General features: G+C 44.0%; 24 protein-coding genes and 1 riboswitch. Of the genes, 11 read left to right on the top strand and 13 right to left on the bottom strand.

Translation table 11 applies throughout. The features are described 5' to 3' along the window. Positions 1 to 44 precede the first annotated feature (44 nt). From QZX97_RS00630 to QZX97_RS00595, 8 genes are all read right to left on the bottom strand, one after another. Complete coding sequence (locus QZX97_RS00630; RefSeq protein ID WP_295655207.1) at positions 45 to 536, bottom strand: isoprenylcysteine carboxylmethyltransferase family protein; 492 nt, start codon at positions 534 to 536, stop codon at positions 45 to 47. A 3-nt stretch (positions 537 to 539) separates the two neighbouring features. Then, on the bottom strand, positions 540 to 1598 hold the full coding sequence (locus QZX97_RS00625; RefSeq protein ID WP_295655209.1) for a 3-oxoacyl-[acyl-carrier-protein] synthase III C-terminal domain-containing protein: 1059 nt from the start codon (positions 1596 to 1598) through the stop codon (positions 540 to 542). Positions 1599 to 1767: 169 nt separating this feature from the next. Further along, positions 1768 to 2181, bottom strand: coding sequence for a response regulator (locus QZX97_RS00620; protein ID WP_295655211.1), 414 nt, complete (start codon positions 2179 to 2181; stop codon positions 1768 to 1770). 87 nt (positions 2182 to 2268) lie between these two features. Continuing rightward, positions 2269 to 2844 carry a nucleotidyltransferase family protein gene (locus QZX97_RS00615; RefSeq protein WP_295655213.1) on the bottom strand — a complete coding sequence of 192 codons (576 nt, stop codon included), beginning with the start codon at positions 2842 to 2844 and terminating at the stop codon, positions 2269 to 2271. Then, entirely contained in the window at positions 2841 to 4013 is a 1173-nt protein-coding gene (locus tag QZX97_RS00610) for an XdhC/CoxI family protein (RefSeq protein WP_295655214.1), read from the bottom strand. The genes QZX97_RS00615 and QZX97_RS00610 overlap by 4 nt, the downstream gene beginning before the upstream one ends. Beyond that, positions 3998 to 4993, bottom strand: coding sequence for a Gfo/Idh/MocA family oxidoreductase (locus QZX97_RS00605; RefSeq protein WP_295655215.1), 996 nt, complete (start codon positions 4991 to 4993; stop codon positions 3998 to 4000). Before QZX97_RS00605 ends, QZX97_RS00610 begins: the two co-directional genes overlap by 16 nt. A gap of 127 nt (positions 4994 to 5120) precedes the next feature. Next, a complete protein-coding gene (locus QZX97_RS00600) occupies positions 5121 to 5654 on the bottom strand; it encodes an energy transducer TonB (RefSeq protein ID WP_295655216.1) in 534 nt (177 codons plus the stop codon). Continuing rightward, on the bottom strand, positions 5639 to 5941 hold the full coding sequence (locus tag QZX97_RS00595) for a hypothetical protein (protein ID WP_295655217.1): 303 nt from the start codon (positions 5939 to 5941) through the stop codon (positions 5639 to 5641). The genes QZX97_RS00600 and QZX97_RS00595 overlap by 16 nt, the downstream gene beginning before the upstream one ends. Positions 5942 to 6130: 189 nt before the next feature. Here QZX97_RS00595 and QZX97_RS00590 point away from each other — a divergent pair, with 189 nt between their 5' ends. The 9 genes from QZX97_RS00590 (at position 6131) to QZX97_RS00550 (ending at position 14154) form a co-directional block, all read left to right on the top strand. Continuing rightward, complete coding sequence (locus QZX97_RS00590) at positions 6131 to 6703, top strand: sigma-70 family RNA polymerase sigma factor (protein WP_295655218.1); 573 nt, start codon at positions 6131 to 6133, stop codon at positions 6701 to 6703. Continuing rightward, on the top strand, positions 6693 to 7862 hold the full coding sequence (locus QZX97_RS00585; protein WP_295655219.1) for a TonB family protein: 1170 nt from the start codon (positions 6693 to 6695) through the stop codon (positions 7860 to 7862). Before QZX97_RS00590 ends, QZX97_RS00585 begins: the two co-directional genes overlap by 11 nt. A gap of 8 nt (positions 7863 to 7870) precedes the next feature. Then, complete coding sequence (locus QZX97_RS00580) at positions 7871 to 8971, top strand: DUF3810 domain-containing protein (RefSeq protein ID WP_295655220.1); 1101 nt, start codon at positions 7871 to 7873, stop codon at positions 8969 to 8971. Between the two features lie 29 nt (positions 8972 to 9000). Continuing rightward, positions 9001 to 9213: riboswitch (cobalamin riboswitch) on the top strand. Positions 9214 to 9311: 98 nt separating this feature from the next. After that, on the top strand, positions 9312 to 11213 hold the full coding sequence (locus tag QZX97_RS00575) for a TonB-dependent receptor (RefSeq protein WP_295655221.1): 1902 nt from the start codon (positions 9312 to 9314) through the stop codon (positions 11211 to 11213). Between the two features lie 33 nt (positions 11214 to 11246). Then, entirely contained in the window at positions 11247 to 11816 is a 570-nt protein-coding gene (locus tag QZX97_RS00570) for a DUF6580 family putative transport protein (RefSeq protein WP_295663984.1), read from the top strand. Between the two features lie 102 nt (positions 11817 to 11918). Continuing rightward, entirely contained in the window at positions 11919 to 12608 is a 690-nt protein-coding gene (locus tag QZX97_RS00565) for an NAD-dependent deacylase (RefSeq protein WP_295655223.1), read from the top strand. A gap of 12 nt (positions 12609 to 12620) precedes the next feature. Further along, positions 12621 to 13103 (top strand): TlpA family protein disulfide reductase, encoded by a 483-nt coding sequence (locus tag QZX97_RS00560; RefSeq protein WP_295655224.1) that lies wholly within the window; start codon positions 12621 to 12623, stop codon positions 13101 to 13103. A gap of 3 nt (positions 13104 to 13106) precedes the next feature. Then, positions 13107 to 13505 (top strand): hypothetical protein, encoded by a 399-nt coding sequence (locus QZX97_RS00555; RefSeq protein WP_295663981.1) that lies wholly within the window; start codon positions 13107 to 13109, stop codon positions 13503 to 13505. 31 nt (positions 13506 to 13536) lie between these two features. Further along, entirely contained in the window at positions 13537 to 14154 is a 618-nt protein-coding gene (locus tag QZX97_RS00550; RefSeq protein WP_295655226.1) for a thioredoxin family protein, read from the top strand. A gap of 114 nt (positions 14155 to 14268) precedes the next feature. On the opposite strand, the gene QZX97_RS00545 is transcribed toward QZX97_RS00550, so the two are convergent. Both QZX97_RS00545 and QZX97_RS00540 read right to left on the bottom strand, forming a co-directional pair. Further along, on the bottom strand, positions 14269 to 14601 hold the full coding sequence (locus QZX97_RS00545; protein WP_295655227.1) for a hypothetical protein: 333 nt from the start codon (positions 14599 to 14601) through the stop codon (positions 14269 to 14271). Positions 14602 to 14655: 54 nt separating this feature from the next. Further along, entirely contained in the window at positions 14656 to 15396 is a 741-nt protein-coding gene (locus QZX97_RS00540) for a TMEM175 family protein (RefSeq protein WP_295655228.1), read from the bottom strand. A 55-nt stretch (positions 15397 to 15451) separates the two neighbouring features. Between QZX97_RS00540 and QZX97_RS00535 the strand changes: the two genes are divergently transcribed. Next, entirely contained in the window at positions 15452 to 17632 is a 2181-nt protein-coding gene (locus QZX97_RS00535) for a penicillin acylase family protein (RefSeq protein WP_295655229.1), read from the top strand. A 111-nt stretch (positions 17633 to 17743) separates the two neighbouring features. On the opposite strand, the gene QZX97_RS00530 is transcribed toward QZX97_RS00535, so the two are convergent. The 3 genes from QZX97_RS00530 to QZX97_RS00520 form a co-directional block, all read right to left on the bottom strand. After that, the gene (locus QZX97_RS00530) at positions 17744 to 18271 is read right to left on the bottom strand and encodes a transposase (protein ID WP_295655230.1); all 528 of its coding nucleotides are present in this window, start codon (positions 18269 to 18271) and stop codon (positions 17744 to 17746) included. A 138-nt stretch (positions 18272 to 18409) separates the two neighbouring features. Further along, on the bottom strand, positions 18410 to 19738 hold the full coding sequence (locus QZX97_RS00525; protein WP_295655231.1) for a dihydroorotase: 1329 nt from the start codon (positions 19736 to 19738) through the stop codon (positions 18410 to 18412). A 610-nt stretch (positions 19739 to 20348) separates the two neighbouring features. Continuing rightward, the gene (locus QZX97_RS00520) at positions 20349 to 21527 is read right to left on the bottom strand and encodes a PD-(D/E)XK nuclease family protein (RefSeq protein WP_295655232.1); all 1179 of its coding nucleotides are present in this window, start codon (positions 21525 to 21527) and stop codon (positions 20349 to 20351) included. A gap of 99 nt (positions 21528 to 21626) precedes the next feature. On the opposite strand from QZX97_RS00520, the gene QZX97_RS00515 reads away from it, so the two are divergent. Continuing rightward, a complete protein-coding gene (locus QZX97_RS00515) occupies positions 21627 to 22991 on the top strand; it encodes a DEAD/DEAH box helicase (protein WP_295655233.1) in 1365 nt (454 codons plus the stop codon).

The following is a 22991-nucleotide window of genomic DNA, read 5'->3' as shown; positions in this document are numbered from 1 at the left end:
AAATACGGAAAAACCATAAACTTTAAATAATCCAAAACCGGATTTCACATCGCCAAAACTTCGTTTTCTTTTCTAATACGAACGGTCAGCATAACGGCATTCAGGATGGTAAACGCAATAGCGGTATAATACAAGTGAAAAGTCAGGGGTATGACCGCAATTTCGCAGATGACGATAATATAGTTGGGATGTTTAACGTATTTGTAAATACCCGTGCTCACAGGCCGTGTACCCGGCACTTTGTAAATTTTGGTGTTCCAGTAGGTGCCCAGGGTGGATATCACAACAACTTTGATGGTAATAAGCACGAAAAACAAAGCCAACAGTACAAAATTCACATCAGCCACGCCACGCCAAAAGTATTCAACAATCAGCGATATGATAAACAGCGTATGTAATGCCACAATAAAGGGGTAGTGTTCCTTACCATACTCAACCGCGCCATTTGCTAACAGCCATTTTTCGTTTTTTGATGATATGAACAGCTCAAAAAGGCGCTGAAGGATAAGGAAACTGATAAAAAGGATAAATACCATGGCTTAATTTTTCATGTCCAACAAAACCATTTCGCTCGAAAAGCCCGGCCCCATCGCCAACATCAATCCATACCCGTCTTCAAAGCCCTCGGCCATAAACTTTTCCAACACATACAAAACCGTCGCGCTCGACATATTGCCATAGCCATTCATTGTTTCGCGGGTGTTTTTTAAAAAATCGCCTTCTGCAGCCAGGGCGTCGGTATAAGCATCCAATACCTTTTTGCCTCCGGGATGAAAAATAAAGTTCTTAATATCTTTTAATTCCAATTGATGCTTACTCAAAAACTCCACAATATCTTCCTTGATGTGCTCATGGATAAAAGTGGGTATATCCTTCGAAAAAACAACCTTAAAACCCTTGTCGTTAAACTCCCAACCCATTACCTCCAGCGAATCATAATACAATTTACTGCTGGCCGCCTTAAAGCTAATCAGTTTGGCTTGGGGGCTATGGTTATCCCCTTTAACAATGCAAGCCACAATCCCATCCGAAAACAAACTTGAACCAATAAAATTACTTTTGCTGTAGTCGTTTTTTATCAACGTCAGCGAACAAAGTTCCACCGCAACTAACAAAACCACTGCATCAGCGTTTGCTTTAGCCAACGTCATCGCCTTTGCTATGCCCGATACACCCCCAGCGCAACCCAAGCCCCACAAGGGCATACGGTTAATATGCGGGTTCAAATGCATTTGATTGATGATTTGTGCGTCTATACTTGGCGTCGCCAAGCCGGTAGTCGATACGAACAGGATATCAGTAATATCTCCTTTAACAATGCCGGCTTTAGGTAACACATCCTCAATAGCCTGCACCGAATAATGTACCGCCCAATTGTTGTATTCATCGTTACGCTGTTCAAACGTTGTCGTTTCGGCATAATAGCTTAAAGGCTTTACAAAATTACGCGAAATTATTTCGGTATTGTCGAAGGCGTGTATCAACCTGTCAACCTGCGGGAAGTCTGTCGCGAACATTTCGCGGGCTTGTTTTTTTACTTCCTGTTGGTCAATTTTGTTGGGAAGGTCTGTTTTAGAAACGGCTGCTATAAAAGGCATTGAATGTGGGGTAATGATGGTTGTGTTTAGTACGATAATAACCTGGTTAAATATACCAACCCGGCGCGCACATTTTTGTTTTTGTGCCCACCATAAAGCTACTCTTTAATAAACGGTAAAAACATTCGAACGGTTGTTCGAAAAGTGTTTTATGACAATAAAATTGGGATCAGGCGCTTTGTCTGTGTACCTGGTCGCAGTCTTTGTACGCATGCTCTATAAACTCTTGGGTTACCGGTTTTGATGAAAAGGCCCTTACTGCGGGGTGCTCCCTCGAACGTTGTATCTCCTTAGGGTCAATGGATGACGTGAGTAAATAAATGGGGATGTTTTTTTTGAGAGACGAACTGATTTTGTCGAACGAGTTTAAAAACTCCCAACCGCTCAATGCCGGCATATAAATATCGAGGAATATGGCATCCGGAAGAGAGGCCGCATCATCTCCGTTTTTCTCTAAAAACTCCAATGCAAGGTTTCCATCTAAAAAGCAATTTGTCTCTTCAAACAGATTTGTTTTGTTGAATATCTTTTCAGCAATGTACTGAAAGATGGGGTCGTCATCAATAACAAGTGCCTTATACATTTTGTATTAATTATGGGTGGATAAATTTACGATTAATCAAGTGAAATACAAATGAAATTATTCAACAAAGAAAAAATCAGCCTGCTGCTATAATAAATTTTCGTAATCTTTAATCGTGTCGATATCAACCTTGCCCAAGGCGAACGGTATCGTGATAACATCCTTTTTAAACGAATGAAGCAACTTTTTTGCACCATCGTGCCCTTTCAACAAAAGCAGTTCAGCAAAATACTTCCTATCGAAAAGCACCGGCACGCCAACAGTATCCCCGTAGTAGCAGGCAACTATTCCTTTCCCCGTTTTCTCTTTTTGTGCGATAAGGCTATCTATCAACGCAGCATCAACAAAAGGTTGGTCACACAGCATGATAATGGCCCCCGTGATGTCATCATCTTTTTCCAATTCCATTATCCCCACTCTGATGGATGAGGCCATTCCTTCTTCCCAGTTTGAGTTATGTATAACAACAACAGGCTCACCCTTAATATCTGCTAAAACAATATCGGCGTAAGCACCCAAAACAACAATAACTGGTCTGCAAGTTGAATTGAGCGCGGCCTGTACGGCGTGCTGTAACAGACTTTTGCCATGATATAAAAGTTTTTGTTTGGGTTGGCCCATCCGGGCCGATTCGCCCGCTGCCAATATAACGATCCCGGTCATGATGCCACCTTATTGTGGATGGATACGGCCTTATATTTTAACGAATGCCCGTTTCGTTGCGATAACACCGCTTTTATTTCCGCCATAATGGATAGCGCGATCTCTTCCGCCCCCTCCGAACCAATATCCAAACCCACAGGGCCGTAAATATGGTCAAGTTGCTGCTCCGTAATTTTTAACCCATCGTCTTCCAGTTCGCCTAATAAACGCTCCAGTTTCTTTTTTGGGCCAAGTATCCCGATATAAACCGGGTTAAGTGGCAATACCTGTTTCAGCAAGGCCAGCTCATAATTGTAATTATGGGTCATCAATACCATAACAGTATGTTCGTCGAATACAATTTGCGGGCATACCTGTTCAGGTTTGGCAACCAATATGCGCGTCGCTTGAGGAAAGCGTTCTGCCAAAGCGTAATTCGGCCGGCCATCAACAACGGTAGTCTCCCAGCCTAAAACAGCGGCCATTTGTGTTAGCGGTATTGCATCGTTACCCGCCCCGATGATAATGAGCGAAATGACAGGCTTAACCAACTCGATAAAACCGGTATATTCTGCTTCTCTAAAATAAGCTTTCGTTTCCGATTGTCCTTGCCGCAACACCGATTCCGCATCCGCGACTATCTTATCCTTAATGGAAGTATTTTCTAAATTACCTAAAGTTTGCCCTTCGCTATCCAATAGCAAACAGGTCCCCGGTTGCTTTGCTTTTCTGTCGGCTAACGAAAACAGCGTAACCAGTACCGCGTTTTGCCTTTTGCTCAATACCTGTTTAATAAGCGCCAACGGATTATTGCTGTCAGAAGGATGTACCGGCTCGATCAGTATATGGATAATGCCATTACAGCCCAGGCCAACGCCTAATTTTGCGTCATCATCATCCATGGTATCGTAAGTAACCAGGATGGGTTGTTGTTGTGCCATGGCCAGTCTGGCTTTGCGCAAAGCATCCCCCTCTAAGCAGCCCCCGCTGATGGCACCGGTCAGTTCACCGTCTTCGGTGATCAGCATCCTGGCGCCGGCCCTTCTATAGGCAGAGCCTTCCACCAGTACAACAGTGGCCAAAGCGCATTGCTTGCCGCTTTTCAATACGGCATCATAGGCTTTAACAATATCTTTCAGTTCCTTCATTTGTGCTTGCTCGCGCGATGACAAAGTTAACAATTGATCCACGCTTTTGCTTCAGCGCTTTTTATTATCGCGTCAATCACTTTCATATTGTTCAGCGCATCCGTTAGGGGGGTAGGCACTTCGGTATCGTCCAATATCGCTTTGGCGAAGGCATCGCATTGCAGCGTGTATTGGTTAACGGGTACCAATGTAATTTCTTCGGCTATCCGGTTAATTTGCAGCCACATTTTGGCAGGTACGTCAGGCGGGGCGTTCACGGGTATCTCGATCTCAAGCTTGCCCTTTGTGCCCAAAATATTTACGCGCTGGTAAGGTTCTAATTGTGTTGAGCAGGTAAACGTAGCGCTCTTGCCATCGCCAAAATCCAACATGCCCGATGTAATACGATCTGTCCCCATCACCGGGTCGCGGTCCATCAAACTAACCACCTGCACGGGTTCGGCACCAAAAATATACCTCGGGAACGAAATGCAATAACAACCAATATCCATCAATGCCCCGCCGCCCGCTTCGGTTTTATTGCGGATGTTGCCTGCGTCGATATTAAAGTAGGAGAAAAAAGCGTGCACCGTCCTCACCTCGCCCAACAAACCTTCATCAATCATGGCTTTTGCTTTTTGCCATTGCGGGTGAAAACGGTACATAAAAGCTTCCATCACTTTTAAATGAGGGTATTGCCGGGTGGCATCCAGCAATTGTTGCGCTTCAGCAGCATCCAACCCGATTGGTTTTTCGCAAAGCACATGTTTGCCTGCTTTCAGGGCCTTTATGGTATATTCAACATGCAGATTATTGGGCAGGGGATTGTATAAGGCATCAATATGCGGTTCGGCAAGCAGGTCTTCGTAATTGGTATAAAATTGGGGAATGTCAAATTCTTTGGCGGTCTGTTCCGCTTTTTTTGCATCACGCGACGCGATGGCTGTTATATCGCACAACCTGCTTTGTTGCATGGCCGGTATCACCTGCGTGCGGGCAATTTTGGCGGTACTCAATATGCCCCAGCGTATTTTGTTTCTCATTATTCGGATGTAAATGCTTCATCCAAATGTATAAATTTTGGTGGGAATAGTGGGGTGGTCAATGGTGAGTTGTGAGCGGTCAGTAAATATTCACCACTCACAACTGACCACTCACTACCTCACCAAACTATTGCTCCCCCAAAGTAAAACTGATGGGTATGGTATATTGTACGCGTACCTTTTTACCGTTTTGTATGCCGGGTGTCCAATGCGGGGCTAATTTTAATACCCTGATGGCTTCTTCAGCCAAGCCGTTGCCCGGGTCGCGCAGGGCTTTTATTTCGGTTAGGCTGCCATCTCGCTCCACAACAAATGTGAGTATCACATTGCCTTGTGTACCGGCTTCTTTTGCTGCTGTAGGGTAGTTTATCCTTTTACCTAAAAATTTATAATAATTGTCTATGCCGCCAATAGGGGCCGGCTCAACTTCAACCGCTTTAAAAACCGTTTCTGTACTTTCTTCAGTAACTCCCGGGGTAGTTACCGGGCCCAGTGGTTCGTCAATAACTGGTGTGTCTCCCCCACCAGCCATCGTTTTTTGACCTGGGTCGGCAGTTGTTAATTGTTTGTCGGTTGGTGGTTCCTGTGCTTCAACATCAGGCCTCACTATCGGCGGTGGAAAACGTATAATATCATGCTGTGGTCTTACCGTTTGCTGCACAGGAGTGGCGGAACGATCTTCTTGTGTTCAAGTGTTGGCGGCGGCAATAGCTTCACAACCCTCTCTGTAAATTTCGGGTCCGCCTTAGGTATAATCCCCCTGATGATATTGGCAATAGTCGGCGTAGCAATCGCTAAAAGAAAAACAGATATGGCTATTGCCAATGCCCTGTTGGTAGTCCGGACATTTTCGCGCCTCAATTGGTAAGCGCCATATGCCTGGTTGCGGCCTGCAAAAACAAGGTTTAGCCAGCCGGTGCTCATAATATCTAATTTTGATTCTAACATGGTAGTAAATTTTAAAGGTTAATTATTCGGTTCAATTCATCAAAACAGGCCGGCGCTTTACGAAGTATCGGCATCAAAGGGCATAGCTATCATTAAATATGGGCTCATGGTTATGGATTTTTATGGTTGGGATGCATCCTAAAAGCAGATTTCCATAAGCGATAAAAAAAAATTACTTTTCCGCATTAAATGAGATTCCTAAAGAGCGCTGATAAACCGGAACCTGCAGACGACGACCAATTGCTAATTCAGTATCGCCAAACCGGCGACCTGCAATGGCTTGCGCGCCTCTACGAGCGATACATGCACCTGGTTTACGGGCTTTGCCTTAAATATTTGAAGGATGAGGAACTCGCCAAGGATGCCGTGATGCAGATATTTGAAGAGCTGGTGGTAAAAGTTGCCCGGCACGATATTAAGCAGTTTAAAAGCTGGTTATATGTACTGTGCCGCAATTTTTGTTTGATGCAGATACGGTCCGGTAAAAAAATGATTGCCGAACCAATTGACGGGCTTATGGAAATTGCAGAAGATGTGCATCCTTATAGCGAATACATGGAAGACAATATGGTAGCCCTGGAGCGTTGTAAAGAGAAACTGCCCAAGCCGCAAAAAACCTGTGTCAACCTGTTTTATACCGACGAACAATGTTATAAGGACATAGCCGAACAAACAGGCTACAGCCTGAACGAAGTAAAAAGCCATATACAAAATGGCAAACGTAATTTAAAGATTTGTATAGAAAAACACCGTGAGCGCTAACCAACCCGATATTGAGCAAATACGCAAGTACCTTAACGGCGAACTTGATGCCCGCGCCATGCACCAATTGGAAAAGCAGGCACAGGACGATCCGTTTTTGATGGAAGCATTGGAAGGATACGAAGCATCAGCAAAAAACCAGCAGCCCAACCTCAATGAACTTAAGAGCCGCCTGCAAGGCCGCGTAAAGGGGCCGGTAAATGTTTTATGGCGCATATTGCCCATCGCGGCATCGTTATTAATAATAGGTGGCCTGGCCTGGCTTTGGTTATCGCCAAAAGGGTTAACGCCGCAGTTAGCTAATAACAAACAACAAGCGCATCCCAATTTTTCAATTCCGGCACACCCCGTTTCACCTGTTATGCAGCTGCAGGCCGATTCAATGATAAAAGCACGAAGGGCGACTGAGCAACATAGTGTACGTTTGGCTACAGTAAGGCATCATCACGCCAATATGCTGGCAATGGTTCAGCCTCCCGTAACGAATGATACAAGCGAAAACAAGCCTTCTGTTACCGAAGAAATAGCTAATAAATCGAAATCTTTAGATATAACCGAAGTAGCCGTTAACCAGTTCCGCAGACAAATGGATGGGGGCATAATCACCGGTAAAATAACCGATACCGCAGGTCATCCCTTGCCCGGCGCACGTATCATCGTAAAAGGCTCCAGCATCAAAGCCATCACCAATGCCAAAGGGGAGTATTCGCTGCCGGCAGAAGTAAATAAAGACTCGGTAGTGGTGCAAATGATAGGGTACGAAACCCAACACCTAGCCCTTAACGGCGCAGGTAAGCTCGACATCAAACTAACTGAAGCCAGCAATTCGCTTGATGTGGTCGAGGTAACACATAAGGCCCGCCCGGCCGATGTACACGACGCGCAACCACAGGATGGGTGGAAAAGCTATATGGCCTATCTTACCCAAAAGGCCGTAATGCCCGATGGGCAGACAGGTAGGGTAAAGCTTCGGTTTTCGGTGGATACGGAAGGCCGCATCAGTAATATCCGCGTCATCCGTGGCCGTAGTGATTCCATGAACCGCAAAGCCATCGAACTGGTGATGAACGGCCCCAAATGGTACGGCCCTGAAAAAACCAACGTCGACGATCTCAAGCAGAAAGAAATCAAATTGAAAATTAAGTTCCATAAGGCGTAAATTGCGCAATGAAGTTTACGCCACTCAGTAAAACAATAAAGAAGAAAGTATTAGTTGTCGCTGTGTTGGTCGTATTAACATTCCTCCTCAGCTTTATTGAAAACTTCGCGAGTTTTATTGAGCGCTGTTACTCCGAAGGTGTGTATCCCGTCATCTGCCGGGTACTGCACTTCATTTTCAATATATTCCCTTTCAGTGTTGGCGATATTTTTTATATCGCGCTTGTCATCGGTGCTATAATAGCCATTGTTAAACTCATCCGCTTCCTTTTCCGCAAAAAGTTCCAAGCATTTTTTAATTATCTGCTCGGCGTTATCATCGTCGCTCAGTTACTTTGTTTCGTTTTTTACCTCTTTTGGGGACTAAACTACTACCGCCCATCAGCAGCCAAACGCCTGGGTTTGCAGGATACTTCGTATACGCTGAATGATGTTAAGACCATCACCATGATGATGATCGACAGCGCCAACTCCACCCGCTCACGCTTAAACGACAGCGATTTTAAGATGGATAATGCTATCATTTATCAAACAGCCGCTCAGGCAATCGGCGCGCTTTCTAAACAATCATCAAATTTTACCAGCTATAGCCCAAAAGTAAAATCGTCCATCCTAACATGGGCATCCAATTATCTCGGCACAGCAGGGTATTACGACCCCTTTACCGGCGAGTCGCAGGTAAATTACCAGATGCCCGTATTCATGAAACCCGTAACCGCCACGCACGAACTAAGCCACCAAATGGGCTTCGGTGCCGAAGATGAAGCTGACTTTGTTGGCTTTGTCGCCGGGGTATCATCGCAAGACAAACTGCTCCGATATTCAGCTTATTATTTAGGCACAGGTGAATTTATGTCGGCCCTGCACCGGCGTGATAGTGTAACGTATAAGTCGTTCAAAACTTGCATATCACCCGCTGTATTGCACGATTTCAAAACCGAAAACCTGTACTGGAAAAGCTTCGAGGGCAAAGCCGGTACCCTGAGCAGCATTTTTTACGACCACTTTTTAAAAGCGAACAACCAACCTCATGGCCTCAAAACCTATAATCGTATGATACGGTTAACGATGGCATGGTACGTCAAAAATGGTTTTTTCAAAAAGCCCTGAATTTCGTTTTACTTTCTTGAAACTTCTTATACTTTTGTAACGCTTTCGGTTTCTTTCGCTATGCGAAAGGATTAAAAGGGAATCCGGTGTAAATCCGGAGCTGTCCCGCAGCTGTAAGTCCGGCCAATACCCCAAACGGTAAAGGTTAGTTGAACCACACGGTCACTGTACGTCAAATGGCGAATGGGAAGACCTCAACGCAAGGACGAGCCAGAAGACCTGCCTCAAGCACAATATTATTCATAGCTTTCGGGGATAGAAGCTTGAATGTGATCGCGCTTTTGCCGCGTTTCCCATTCTCTTTATTGCTGTTTGCTGTGGGTTTAAAACTCACATCAACATGAAAAAAAATTACATTTTAGTTGCGGCAGGCCTGGGGCTTGCACAACTGGCATTGCTGAGTAAGGCAGGCCTCGCGCAGGACACTTCAAAAGTGTTAAAAGACGTATTGATCAGTTCATCAAAAATTTATCAAAAACAATCACAAACGGGTAAAGTGGTAACCATTATTACACGCGAGCAGTTAGACCGTAGTGCAGGAAAATCAGTAGCCGAACTACTGAACGAACAGGCCGGCGTGATGGTAAATGGAGCAGGCAGCAATCCTGGTAAAGACAAAAACCTGTATTTACGCGGGGCCGGCAGCCAGTACACCCTTATACTATTGGATGGGGTAGTTGTGAGCGACCCTTCGGGCACGGGAGGTGCATTCGACTTGCGACTTTTCCCGATCGATCAAATCGACCATATTGAAATCCTAAAAGGCGGGCAGTCCACCCTATACGGATCGGCGGCGGTTGCAGGGGTCATCAATATCGTAACCAAGAAGGAAGCTCAGCCCGGGCTCAACCTTAACGGCGTTGCTACCGGAGGCAGTTATGGCACCTTTAAACAAAGTCTCGGACTGAACAGCCGTGTAGGCATTTTTAGCTACAATGTTAATTATACGCACGATAAAACCAATGGGATATCGGAAGCTACCCAACCCGACAATGCCACTGTGCCATTCGATAAGGATGGCTTTAACGAGCAGGCTGTGAACGCTAATTTTTCGGTGCAGGCAACGCAACATTTAAAAATCAGTCCGTTTGTGAGATATTTGTTTGGTAACTACGCTTATGACGATGGCGCCTTTACCGACGCGAATAATTATAACGAAGCCAAGCATTTTAATACAGGTGCAAGAGCGGTTTTTACTTTAGATAGATTATCTATAAACCTTAATTATAATTACGAGAATACCAAAAGGAACTACATTTCAGGCTTATACGGGCCAAGCCCATACAACGGTCGTCTTAACTTTGCCGACCTGTACCTGAATTACGATATCGACAAATTAGTAAAAGTATTGGCAGGTGTAGATGACCGCTATGAGCAAAGTACCACAAGCGGCTCCGCACTCGATGCAGCGGCTAAACAATTTAGCGCCTATACATCAGTATTTGTTACCGGTCTGGCATCAATTTTTAATATCGAGGCAGGCACGCGTTATAATAAACATAATGTTTACGGCAGTAATTGGACCTACTCAGTAACGCCATCGGTAAATATAATCGGCAATAAATTAAAGGCATTTGGCACCATATCCACGTCTTTCAACGCGCCAGATCTGCAGGCGCTTTATGGTCAGTATGGCGCTAACCCTAACCTGCTTCCCGAAAGGTCGAATAGCTACGAGGCCGGCTTAAGCACCTCCGACTTTAACGACAACTTTAAGCTACGTGTGGTGGGTTTTCAACGCAAAATAAGCGACGCTATCGTATATACTTCACATTATATCAATCAGGATGTACAGAACGCCCGCGGAATAGAAGTTGAACCATCGTATCGCACGGAAAAATTTAATTTGAGTGCATATTATACCCTTTTGGATGCTAACACAATCACTAAAGGGCCGGGAGGTGTAGATGTGCAAACCAACGGTATATTGCGTAGGCCAAAAAATATTTTTAGCCTATCGGCAGGAGTACAGGCATCAAAAAAACTATATCTCAGTGCCGATTTTCGCACCTATGGCAGCCGTGGCGATTCATACTTCGACCTGACCAGCTTCACCACTAAAAATGTAACACTCGACCCATATAATCTTTTTGATGCTTACGCTGAATACACGCTTATGGGTAAAAATCTAAAGTTGTTTGCCGATATTAAAAATATATTCAATGCCAAATACTACGATGTATATGGGTACAATACCATGGGAACAAATTTTAATGCGGGCTTAAGTTTTAGTATTCGTTAACAAATCACTAATTTTACAACAACAATAAAAACTATGTCGTTACAAAAAATCAACATCCGCAACAGTGTACTCATTTTAATGATCGTGCTGGCAACGGCAACACGCGTATTCAGCCTCGGTACTATTGTATCATGGGCAAATTTTACACCCGTTGGCGCAGTTGCTTTATTTGGTGGGGCCTACTTTTCTGATAAATGGAAAGCTTACCTTGTGCCATTGACCGTATTATTAATGAGCGACCTGCTTATCAATTACTTTAAATACCAACATACCGGCTTGTACGCAAACTCGGTAGTTGTCTACATCAGCTTTGCAGCAATGGTATTTATAGGTACGCTGATCAAAAAAGTAAATATAACCAACATTCTACTGGCTTCGGTTGGTGTTGTAGTGTTGCATTGGCTAATTACCGATACTACATTTAACAGTACGCTATATTCGCCGGGGTTGACAGGTTATGCGCAGTCGTTAAGGGCGGCATTACCTTTCGAGCTTAAAATGATAGCAGGTAACGTTGTTTTCTGTGCTGTACTATTTGGCGGTTTCGAACTGGCCAAGCGCAAATACACCGTATTACAAACCCAGCGAGAACTGGCTGTTTAATAACAAACTATAAAACAGGAAGCGATGGGTTTACCCATCGCTTTTTTTATGCCCGGTAGCGATCGGTTTCAAACCCATCGCTACTTTTGATATTTTTACAATATGGAACATATAGTCATCCTCACCGGTGCCGGCATCAGTGCCGAAAGCGGCCTCAAAACCTTTCGCGACAGCGATGGCCTTTGGGAAGGATACAATATTGAAGACGTAGCAACACCCGATGCCTGGTATATTAACCCCGTATTGGTGCAGGATTTTTACAACCAGCGCCGCAAATCGGTATTGGAGGCTCAACCCAATGCCGCCCATTATGCCCTTGCCAAACTCGAAGAAAAGTTCAAAGTAACCATCATCACCCAAAACATCGACGACCTGCACGAGCGGGCAGGCTCAACCAATGTGATCCATTTGCATGGGATAATCACCCGCTCGCAAAGCAGCAAGAGGGCCACGCTCACTTATCCCATAGAAGGTTGGGAACTGAAAATGGGCGAAAAATGCGAATTAGGTTCACAACTGCGGCCTCATGTGGTTTGGTTTGGCGAACAGGTGCCCATGATAGAGACCGCTGCCGAAATTTGCAGCATGGCCGATGCGTTTATCCTGATAGGCTCATCACTGGCGGTTTATCCCGCTTCCGGACTCATCAATTATGTTCCCAATGATATCCCCAAATACATTATCGATCCTAAAATACCACCGGTTCATGGGGTAAGCAATTTGGTTAAAATTGAAAAAAAAGCAACCGCAGGTTTACCCATTTTGGTTGCCCGATTGATGGATAGTTTTTGATATTTTTGTGCTATGCGGCTACGTTTCATTTTTGTTTTTCTATTTACCATATGCCTTTCGGGAGCATTTGCGCAGTCGAAAACCGTAAACCTGTTGAGTTTACAGCAATTAGAAAAGCGGGTAAATAACCCAGATACTGTTTACATCGTCAACTTTTGGGCAACCTGGTGCGGGCCATGCGTAAAGGAGTTGCCAAATTTTGAGCAATTACAAGCCACCTATAAAAACAAGCCGGTTAAAGTATTATTGATCAGTATGGATTTTAAATCGAAACTGACCGAAGTAAAATCCTTCGCCAAAGCCCATAAATTTATGTGCGAAGTATTTTTGGCAGATAAGACCAACGAACAGGCGTTTATTGACGGTATCGACAAAAACTGGAGCGGCGCTTTACCCGGCACGTTGGTCGTAAATACTAAAAAGCATTTCCGTAAGTTTTATGAACAGGAGTTTACTTATGCTGAGTTAAATAAAGTATATCAAAATAATCAATAGTCCATGCCAAAGAACGTTAACAATAATTCAAAAAAGGCATCCAACCTGATTTTTTTATCATTGGTGATATACATAATTAGCCTATTTTTATTCGGGAGCCTTTCGACCGATATTTACTATTGGATTGATTTATTGATTCCGGCTACTTTTTTTATGGCATCCGCAATCTTGATAAGAAAAGGATACAAATGGGCCAAATGGGTGTATACAATAATAACCCTTTATTATTTGTTCGATGCAATTGCCGGAGCTATTTACATTTTGCCAATAGCAGGTTTCGTAGCTTATATAGTTCTGGCTATAGAATATGGGTTGAGAATAACAGCAATCTTCTTTCTTTTTAAACCAAAAAAATCATCAGGGACAAATCCTATTGATGTCACTAATCCGCTGGAGAGCTAATAGTTATATTTACATATAAAAATCAATCACCATGAAAAAGTTCCTTTTTGTACTCACCCTCGCTGTTACCGGGCTGGTAGCCTGGACAGCCGACCCTGCTACAGGTTACAAAGTCGGCGATGTAGCCACCGATTTTAAACTAAAAAGCGTAGACGGTAAGATCGTTTCGCTGGCTAATTACAAATCGGCCAAAGGTTTTATAGTCGTGTTTACCTGTAACCATTGCCCATATGCCAAAGCTTACGAAAGCCGCATTATGGACCTCGATAAAATGTACGCAGCCAAAGGTTACCCGGTAATTGCTATAAGCCCCAACGACCCGGTTGCTATCCCCGAAGATTCGTTCGACAATATGAAAAAACGTGCCGAAGCGAAGAAATATACCTTCCCTTACACCATCGATGAAACACAGGACATTACCCGTACCTATGGTGCCAAAGCTACCCCGCACGTATTTGTCCTGCAAAAAACTGATAAAGGCAATGTGGTAAAATACATCGGCGCTATTGATGATGACACAGAAAACACCAACCCAAAACATACAAAATATGTGGAGAACGCGGTAAACGCTCTATTAAGCGGCAAATCTGTCGAAACCAATAGTACCAAAGCCATCGGCTGCTTCATCAAATGGAAAAAAGATGCCTGATAATGTAGAGATGACATCCTGCCGATAGGCAGGTGCAAATGATAAAAAAGTCCCTTGTCGATATTCGGCAGGGTACTCACTATTTTAAAAGACTTTTGACTTAGGACTTTCGACTCAAGACTTAACTTCAGCAACCTCCGTCACCTTGGTTACTTCAATACTGTCGTCTGTAACTTTACCTTCGAGGGTTACTTTTTTACCGGCGTATTTTAATACAGCTTTCTGGTTGCTTATTTTGTAAACTTTATCGCCCACCACCAATACCGCGGCGGCACCACCTTTTATACATTTTACTGCACATGCTGCATGCGCGGCACTATTGGCTTTCCCATCGGCCGCACACATCGAATCGCCAATATAACCGGTTAGCGGTCCATCCGTTAATTTCGCAGCCAAAGCAACGCCTATCGATAAGGTCATCGCAAATAACAAAAGATACTTTTTCATGGAATCTGTGTTTTTAATGATTTGATAATCAAATATAAATAAAACATTGAACATTCAATCTACAGTTTCAACTAAAACTTTTTGAGCCCCTTTGCTCCTTTTAAACAAGCTTTTTATTCTAACGGGGCTGTTTTTTGGATAGTATTTACTTTGCAGTCGCCTCAATACAAAAACTTGCAGTACAATTATGTATGGTGCCAATTCAATATACCCAATAAAATTAAACACTGCAAGTAAAATAAGCGAAATAGGCGTGAGGAAAAAATTAAGTTTTTGAACTTTCCATTGCAGTATATCTTCAACGTTTTGGGGCGTAAAACAAAGGCTTTGCTTGTGTTTTACAATATATTGTATAACGGCTGTCTGCACGATGGTTGCTGCAAGAAAAATGGTAATATAAACATCCAGCCCAAAGTAATTTTTTGAAGAAATTGTCCCCCATATAATTGAAATAGCAAAAGGGAAAAGCGAAATAACAAACAAAAACATCAAGTTGCGCACAACCAATGGAATATCATAGTCGCGTAGGGTTTTGAAAATTCTTAAATGCCTTACCCAAAACCTGCTAACCAGAAAAAAGCTGAGTGCATATCCCCCAAGCTTCGTAAGCGAATGAATAATAGCTTCCTTTACCACGTCTGGATTTGCGTTTGCAAAGCCTCCGGCAGGCGACTCCAGCCTTACATCGAGCACCATTATGGTGATGATAATGGCAAATACAGCATCGCTGAACAGGATTACCCGTTCCAACTCAAATACCTTTTCTAAGTCATGTTTAAGTTCTTTGTCGTGCATTGTTTTTTATTGTTGATTTTTTACTAATTTACATTTTCTAAATAAAAAGTTCTTTATGCTTTTAAAATATACCGTTATAGTTCTGTTCCTGTTGCCTGCATTTTGTTCGGCGCAAAAACTATCCAACATTGATATAGCCCGTTGCGAAGCCACATCAAAACGCGTCACCATCATCCGCGATACTTGGGGTATTCCGCACATCTACGCGAAAACCGATGCCGATGTAGTTTTTGGCCTGCTTTATAGCGAATGTGAGGATAATTTTAGAGGCGTGGAACGCAACTACCTCAGCGTGTTAGGCCGAACTGCCGAAGTTGATGGTCAAAGCGCCGTTTACAACGACCTGCTGATGCGCCTTGCCGAAGACACCACGGATGCCATAAAAGACTACCAAGTTTCCCCTCCCTATTTCAAAAAGCTAATGGACGCTTTCGCGGATGGCGTGAACTACTACCTGTACAAACACCCCGAAGTTAAACCCGATGCGTTGACCAATTTTAAACCATGGTACGCCCTTATGTTTACCGATGGCAGCGTAGGTGCTACCATAACCGGCGGTGCTACCGTGCGCGATGTGCAAACCTTTTACGGCGGAAACGGCCAACTGATGGGCTACGCCGGCGAACCAAACGAAGAGCTGCGCGAGACAGGATCCAACGGTTTTGCCATATCGCCAATCAAATCGGCAACTGGAAGTGCATTGTTGTGGATAAATCCTCACGTGCCCTTCTATTTCCGTTCCGAGGTTGAAATGGTAAGCGAAGAAGGCTTGCACGTTTATGGCGCGGTGACCTGGGGCCAGTTCTTCGTATACCAGGGCTTTAACCTGCACTGCGGCTGGATGCATACCACCAGTAATGCCGACGTTGCCGACCTGTACGCCGAAAAAGTAAGCAAACAAGGCGACGGCTTTGTTTATGAGTACAACGGCCAATCAAAACCCTTAACGTCGCAGCAAACCATCGTTCGTTATAAAAAGGACGGGCAGCTTCAGCAATCAATCTTCAAAACCTGGTATACCCACCACGGCCCTGTTATGGGTAGCCGCGATGGCAAATGGCTGGCCCTTAAAGCCAACAATCGCTCGTTCAATGCCCTGCTCGAATCATGGCAAATTACCAAAGCCAATAACTTCGACGAATATAAAAAGGCCATGGACCTGCTGTCCAACGCCACCAACAACACTGTGTATGCCGATGATAAAGGCAATACTGCGCTGTGGTACGGCAACTTCGTACCCAAACGCGACCCCAAATACGACTGGACCTTACCGGTGGATGGTACCACACCCGCTACCGAATGGCAAGGGGTATACCCGCTCGATGAGATTGTACATGTATACAACCCTGCCTCCGGCTTTATCCAAAACTGTAACGCCACGCCTTATGCAGCCGCAGGAAAAAGTAGTCCCGATAAAACCAAATACCCGGCCTATATGGCGCCCGATGGGCAAAATTTCCGCGGGGTAAATGCCATCAGCTTATTGAGTAACGCCAAAAAACTGACACTGGATAGCCTGATAGCCAAAGGCTATGACAAATACCTCGCCGCTTTCGATGTGATGCTGCCACCCCTGTTTCGGGTTTACGAACAAAGCGACGACTCGGTAAAGAACGAACTGGCCGAACCTTTTAAGGCATTGCAAAGTTGGGACAAGCGGTCATCGGCAACATCGGTGGCAACTACACTGGCCGTGCTTTGGGGCAATACCATGATGGCCGAGCAAATGCCCAAAGCCAAAACTGTGGAAGAAGGCACCTATGCCACCGAACGCATCGCCACTATGGCAAAAACCATCGACCGCCAACTGCAACTACGCTATTTTGTAAAAACACTCACCGACCTGAAAGCTAAATACGGCACCTGGAAAGTACAATGGGGCGATATCAACCGCTACCAGCGCCTTGCCGACGGCAAATTTGATGATAAGCAGCCCAGCATACCGGTAGGGCAGGTGTCATCCGCCTTCGGGCAGTTGCCTTCATTCGTTAGCCGCCAAATGCCCGGTACAGAAAAGCGTTATGGTTATTCGGGCAACAGCTTTATCGCCGCGGTCGAGTTCGGCAAAACCATCAAAGCCAAAAGCTTGATTACCGGCGGCCAATCCTTCGACCCATCGTCCAAACACTTCACCGACCAGGCCCAGATGTATGTCGACGGTCAGTTTAAAGACGTACTGTTTTACAAAGCCGATGTGTTAAAGCATGTGGAGCGACAATATCATCCGGGAGAGTAAAATAATTTCAAAGAGCATTAACCCCTGTGGCATCGCAGCAATGCGATGCCGCAGAAAACATTCGCTGGCGCGAGGCTCTGCCTCGTGACTAACTATCCCCAGGCCTCCGGCCTAATCTCGCTCAAGCAATAACTCTGTATCCGCGTTTGCACTACTAAAAACATAGCAACGCGCTTCCGTAACCAAACCCGCATTTACAGGATTATCATGTATATAATTTATCTTTTGATCAATGACTTTCGCAGTAAACAAATCAATAGGGTGATTATGTTGCTGCCAAAATTGATATTCAGCATTATGCTTATTGTTGTTTGCATAAAACTTGAACATATATAACAGCCATTCTTTCCTGCTTTCTTCAAAGCTGTCCTGTATTTGTTGAATGATCTGTTTTGAAGTATAACTTTTGAAATCCCGCAAAATATCACTCAATAAACCTTCCGACGAAGCGACCATGTGGATATGGCTTGGCATTATGCAAAAAGCATATACCTTTAACCCTTTGTTTTTGATACAATAGTTCAGGTTCTTGATAATCTCATCAGCATATTCACGCCGAGTAAATACATCTATCCAGCCAACTACGGTTAGCGTTACAAAAAATAAACCACCCGGATATGTTTTATACTTTTCCGACATTCATTTAAATACAGGCCGGAGGCCTGGTAATAGCAAGTCACGAGGCAGAGCCTCGCGCCAGCGTTTTTTATTGGTTGTTGGTTGGAGTAGCTGGCGCGAGCGTCATCGCTCGTGACTAACTATCCTTAGGCCTCTGGCCTAAACAAACCCCAACCTCTTCCCACTCACATCCCCTACAAACCCACCCTCGCTCCAAACCAAATTACCCGAAACAATGGTATGCCGTATGGACGATTTAAACACCTGCCCCTCAAACGGGCTCCATCCGCATTTGTACAATATATTTTCTTTGTTAACAGTCAAGGGCGAGTTCAAATCAACTAACACCATATCTGCCCAGTAACCTTCACGCAGGTAACCGCGCTTTTCAATATTGAAGCAGATAGCAGGGTTACGCGCTGTTTTTTCAACTATTTGTTCCAATGTTAATTTGCCCTGATGGTACATTTCGAGCAAAGCAGGTAAAGCATGTTGCACCAATGGTCCGCCCGACGGCGCTTCCAAATAAGGCTGTGCTTTTTCTTCAATGGTATGTGGCGCATGGTCGGTAGCGATGATGTCGATGTGCCCGTCTAGCACCGCTTTTAAAATACCGGCCCGGTCTTCCGCCGTCTTCACGGCGGGGTTCCATTTGATGAAGTTGCCCTTGGTGAGGTAATCCGTATCGCTAAACCACAGGTGGTGTACGCAGGCTTCGGCGGTTATCTTTTTATCCTTTAGCGGGACGGTATTATCAAACAAATGCGTTTCCCTTTCGGTAGAGATATGCAAAATATGTAGCCGCGTGTTATGCTTCTTCGCCAATTCCACCGCCATACTCGACGATAGGTAGCAAGCTTCAGCACTGCGTATCTTGGGGTGCATTTCAATGGTGATGTGATCCCCATACAATGCTTTGTAATGCGCCAGGTTGTTTTTGATGGTTGCCTCATCCTCGCAATGCGTAGCAATCAGCATCGGGCATTTGCTGAACAGGTTTTCCAGCGTATTCGGGTTGTCCACCAGCATATTCCCGGTTGATGAGCCCATAAATACCTTGATCCCGCAAACATTCTTTGCGTCGGTACGCAACACCTCGTCCAGGTTATCGTTGGATGCACCCATAAAAAAGGAATAGTTGGCCAACGAGGTTTTGGCGGCTATGGCATATTTGTCCGCCAGCAATTCCTGAGTCAGTGTATTGGGTACCGTATTGGGCATTTCCATAAACGATGTGATACCACCCGCCACCGCCGCCCGAGATTCGGTATAGATATTGGCCTTATGCGTTAACCCCGGCTCACGAAAATGCACCTGATCGTCTATCATCCCCGGCAACAGGAATAAGCCTTCGGCATCAATTACCGTATCGGCAGCTTGGTTAATACTGCCATCTATCCGTTCAATAAAGCCATCTTTTACCAATACATCAGCCACAAATTGTTTGCCTTCGTTTACTACAGTCGCTTGTTTTATCAGGATGGTCATGGGTAAATATGGGTGTTTATGGGTGTTTTTTTATTTTGTCATTGCGAGCGCGAGCGTGGCAATCTCTCTAAGGACAGGCCGTCGCTGTGCAATCTATTAAATGGGTAAATATGGGTGTTCTCATTTTTATTTTTTGCTGGCTTCCCGATTCCATCGGGATGTCTTTTGCGATAGATAGCCCGCTATTCAATTGCTTCGGTATATTGGCAGTCATAGGTAAATATCGGTATATCATAAAGTTTAGCACCGTTTTCACTAACAACGACGGACTCTGAATGTGTTGTCGCCAACAACGTGCTTGTAATTATATGGGTAAAATTTGACTTACTTTATTCTCCATTTATTGAAATGCTTTCTAGCTTCTTTAAATAGTTTGTATTGCTCATCACTCATTATTGGACCACTTAATAAAAACTTCTGAAATTTTGTTAAGATTTGATTTTTAGGCTTCATAATATTTCATTACATTATTACTGCTGTTACTGAAAAATTAGATTAAGGAGGATAAAATGGGGTATTTTTTACATTTATTGCATATCCGTTAACCCCCTGGTTTCCTTTTTACAAAAATACGAAATTTTGGCTTATTTGATATTAGCACACACCCAGTCTATAGTGTTAAATCCCCGATAGTATCTAACATTTCCGCTACCTTTTGCTTAATTACCTCTTTTAGACGACCGTTGTTCAAATCGATCCAAGGCTCTGGCGATTTATTCCAATTTTTATTGAAAGGTTCAGGCATATTTTGATTATACAGCCACCAATTATTTTTTGCTGTAAGGGTTGTTCCAAATATTTCGGCAACTTTAGTTCTTAAGTTAACTGGTATTTCCACATTTTGGGGATCTTCAAAAGCACAAATTCCATACTTAAGTGGCCTCTCTCCGTATTCACTAAATTGAAATACGATATGTGCTGATTCCCATTCTTCTTTTTCAAAACTGAAACCGGTATATTTTTTATTCAAATTAGCATTGAAATGGCAACCTAAATTTAAATCTTCAGCTATAGCTTCAACTTCAATTTCCAATTTTTCCAATAGTTGTTCTGCTGCAGAATCTAAATTGTTTGCTATTAGAAAAGACGCTTCAAGATTTGAAATGATAATGTTTGATAATTCTTGTTTCATGGCGTCGTTAATTGTTTGGTTTGTGAAAAGTTTAATAAGATTAATATATTGAGATATGGTTTCTCTGATAATAGGCAAAACGGAAACCTCCTTGCGACAACTTTCAAGCCAGTCGATAATATCCGTCATATAAGATAAACATTGAAAATCTTTACCGATTTTCAATTCGTTTTTACTGTATTCCGTAGGCTCTTTACCATCAAGTGTCAAATAAAATAAGTCAGCCGTAGGCGAATGTTTGAAGTATCGTAACATTTGATTCTTTTGATCCTCGGCATAAATTTTGTTCTCTATGATTATATGATTTCTATTTCGATCTTCTATTATAAGATCAATTCTACCTCCTTCTGTTCCATCGTTGCTCAAAAATCCTGCGTGTTTTTCAATCTCTAAATGTGCAGATGCCGTATCGAAAGCGTTATTCTTAAATTGAAATTTATCTAAGAATAATTTTAAGAATACATCTTTCTGTCCATGGCTCCCTTTCGGGTTTAACATTTCTCCTAAAAAAGCAGAATGAAGCCGGACTTCTGATGATTCCATTTTTAATATTTTGAAAAGATTGAAGTTCTCTCCCGAAAGTTCATTTATCTTTTCATATCGCCTACTAACAGCTAATACCTGGTTTAAAAGATTTTTGATATGTTGGTCTTCCATAATTGCCTCTAATCTAATATTAAAATATTCATCATTCACACCTCCCGTTTCTTGATTCTAAATTCTTGACTCTATCCCCAAAACCCTACCTTTGCCGCCATGTCCGTAACTTTCGAAGATTTTAATTTTAACCGGCAAATACTCAATGCCATTGCCGATGCCGGTTATACCGAAGCTACGCCCATACAACAAAAAGCCATCCCGCCCATCATGAACGGGCAGGACGTCATGGGTATCGCCCAAACAGGAACGGGTAAAACCGCGGCCTATATGCTGCCCATCATCATGCGGCTCAAATACGCCCAAGGTAACGATATGCGGGCGCTCATCGTAGCCCCAACCCGCGAACTGGCTATCCAGATAGAAGAGAACGCACGCGAGTTTGCCAAATATACCGACCTGCGCATTGTTTGCCTTTATGGCGGATTGGGCCCCAAAACACAAAAAGAACTGATAGATAAAGGTGTCGATATCATCGTAGCCACACCTGGCAGATTAATGGACGTTTACCTTGCGGGACACATCGTAACCAAAGCCCTCCAGGTTTTGGTATTGGATGAAGCCGATAAAATGATGGATATGGGCTTTATGCCCCAAATCAACAGGATATTAGAGGTAGTTCCGCGCAAACGCCAAAACCTGTTGTTCTCGGCTACCATGTCCGATAAGATAAACGAGTTGTCTTCAAACTTTTTGGAGTTCCCTATCACCATTGAGGTTACCCCGCAGGCCACACCGGCACAAACGGTAAACCAGCGTTTGTTTATGGTGCCGAACGTTAAAACCAAGATAAACCTGCTCAAATACCTGCTCGATCAGCCCGACGATATCAAAAAGCTCATCATCTTTTGCAAAACCCGTTACGCCGCCGAGGATGTTTACAAATTCCTGCTCCGTAAGTTCGGTGAGAAGGAGGTGAGGGTGCTGCATGCCAACAAAGGCCAGAATACCCGTATCAACTCCATCAACGCGTTTAAAAACGACGAAGTGAAGATTTTGGTGGCTACCGATGTCGCTTCCCGCGGCATCGATGTAAGCGATGTGAGCCACGTCATCAATTTTGATGTACCCGTGGTTTACGAAGATTATGTGCACCGCATTGGTCGCACCGGCCGTGCTTTCCAGTCGGGCGAGGCCATTACTTTTTGCGCCCCGAATGAAGAATATTACATTCGTAAGATAGAAAAATTGATACGCCAACAGATCCCTGTTATATCTTTGCCCGCCGAAGTTTTTGTGGATGCCACGCCTTACGACGAAAAGCAAAGCCAGGACAGGGAGATTGACGACCAAAAACGCAAAGACGACCCGGACTTTAAAGGCGCCTTCCACGAAAAGAAAAGCTTTAACCAACGCAAAAAATTCGCGGCGGCAAAAGGCAAGGCAGCACCTAAAAAGGCAACGCATAACAACAGGCCCGGCAAAAAGGCCGCCGCGCAAAAAGAGAACAGGAAAAGACGATAA

Origin of the sequence: uncultured Mucilaginibacter sp. (genome assembly GCF_903893715.1) — a bacterium.
Classification (GTDB): domain Bacteria; phylum Bacteroidota; class Bacteroidia; order Sphingobacteriales; family Sphingobacteriaceae; genus Mucilaginibacter.
Note: the sequence above shows the minus strand (reverse complement) of the source record. Positions and strands in the feature narration are given on the sequence as shown.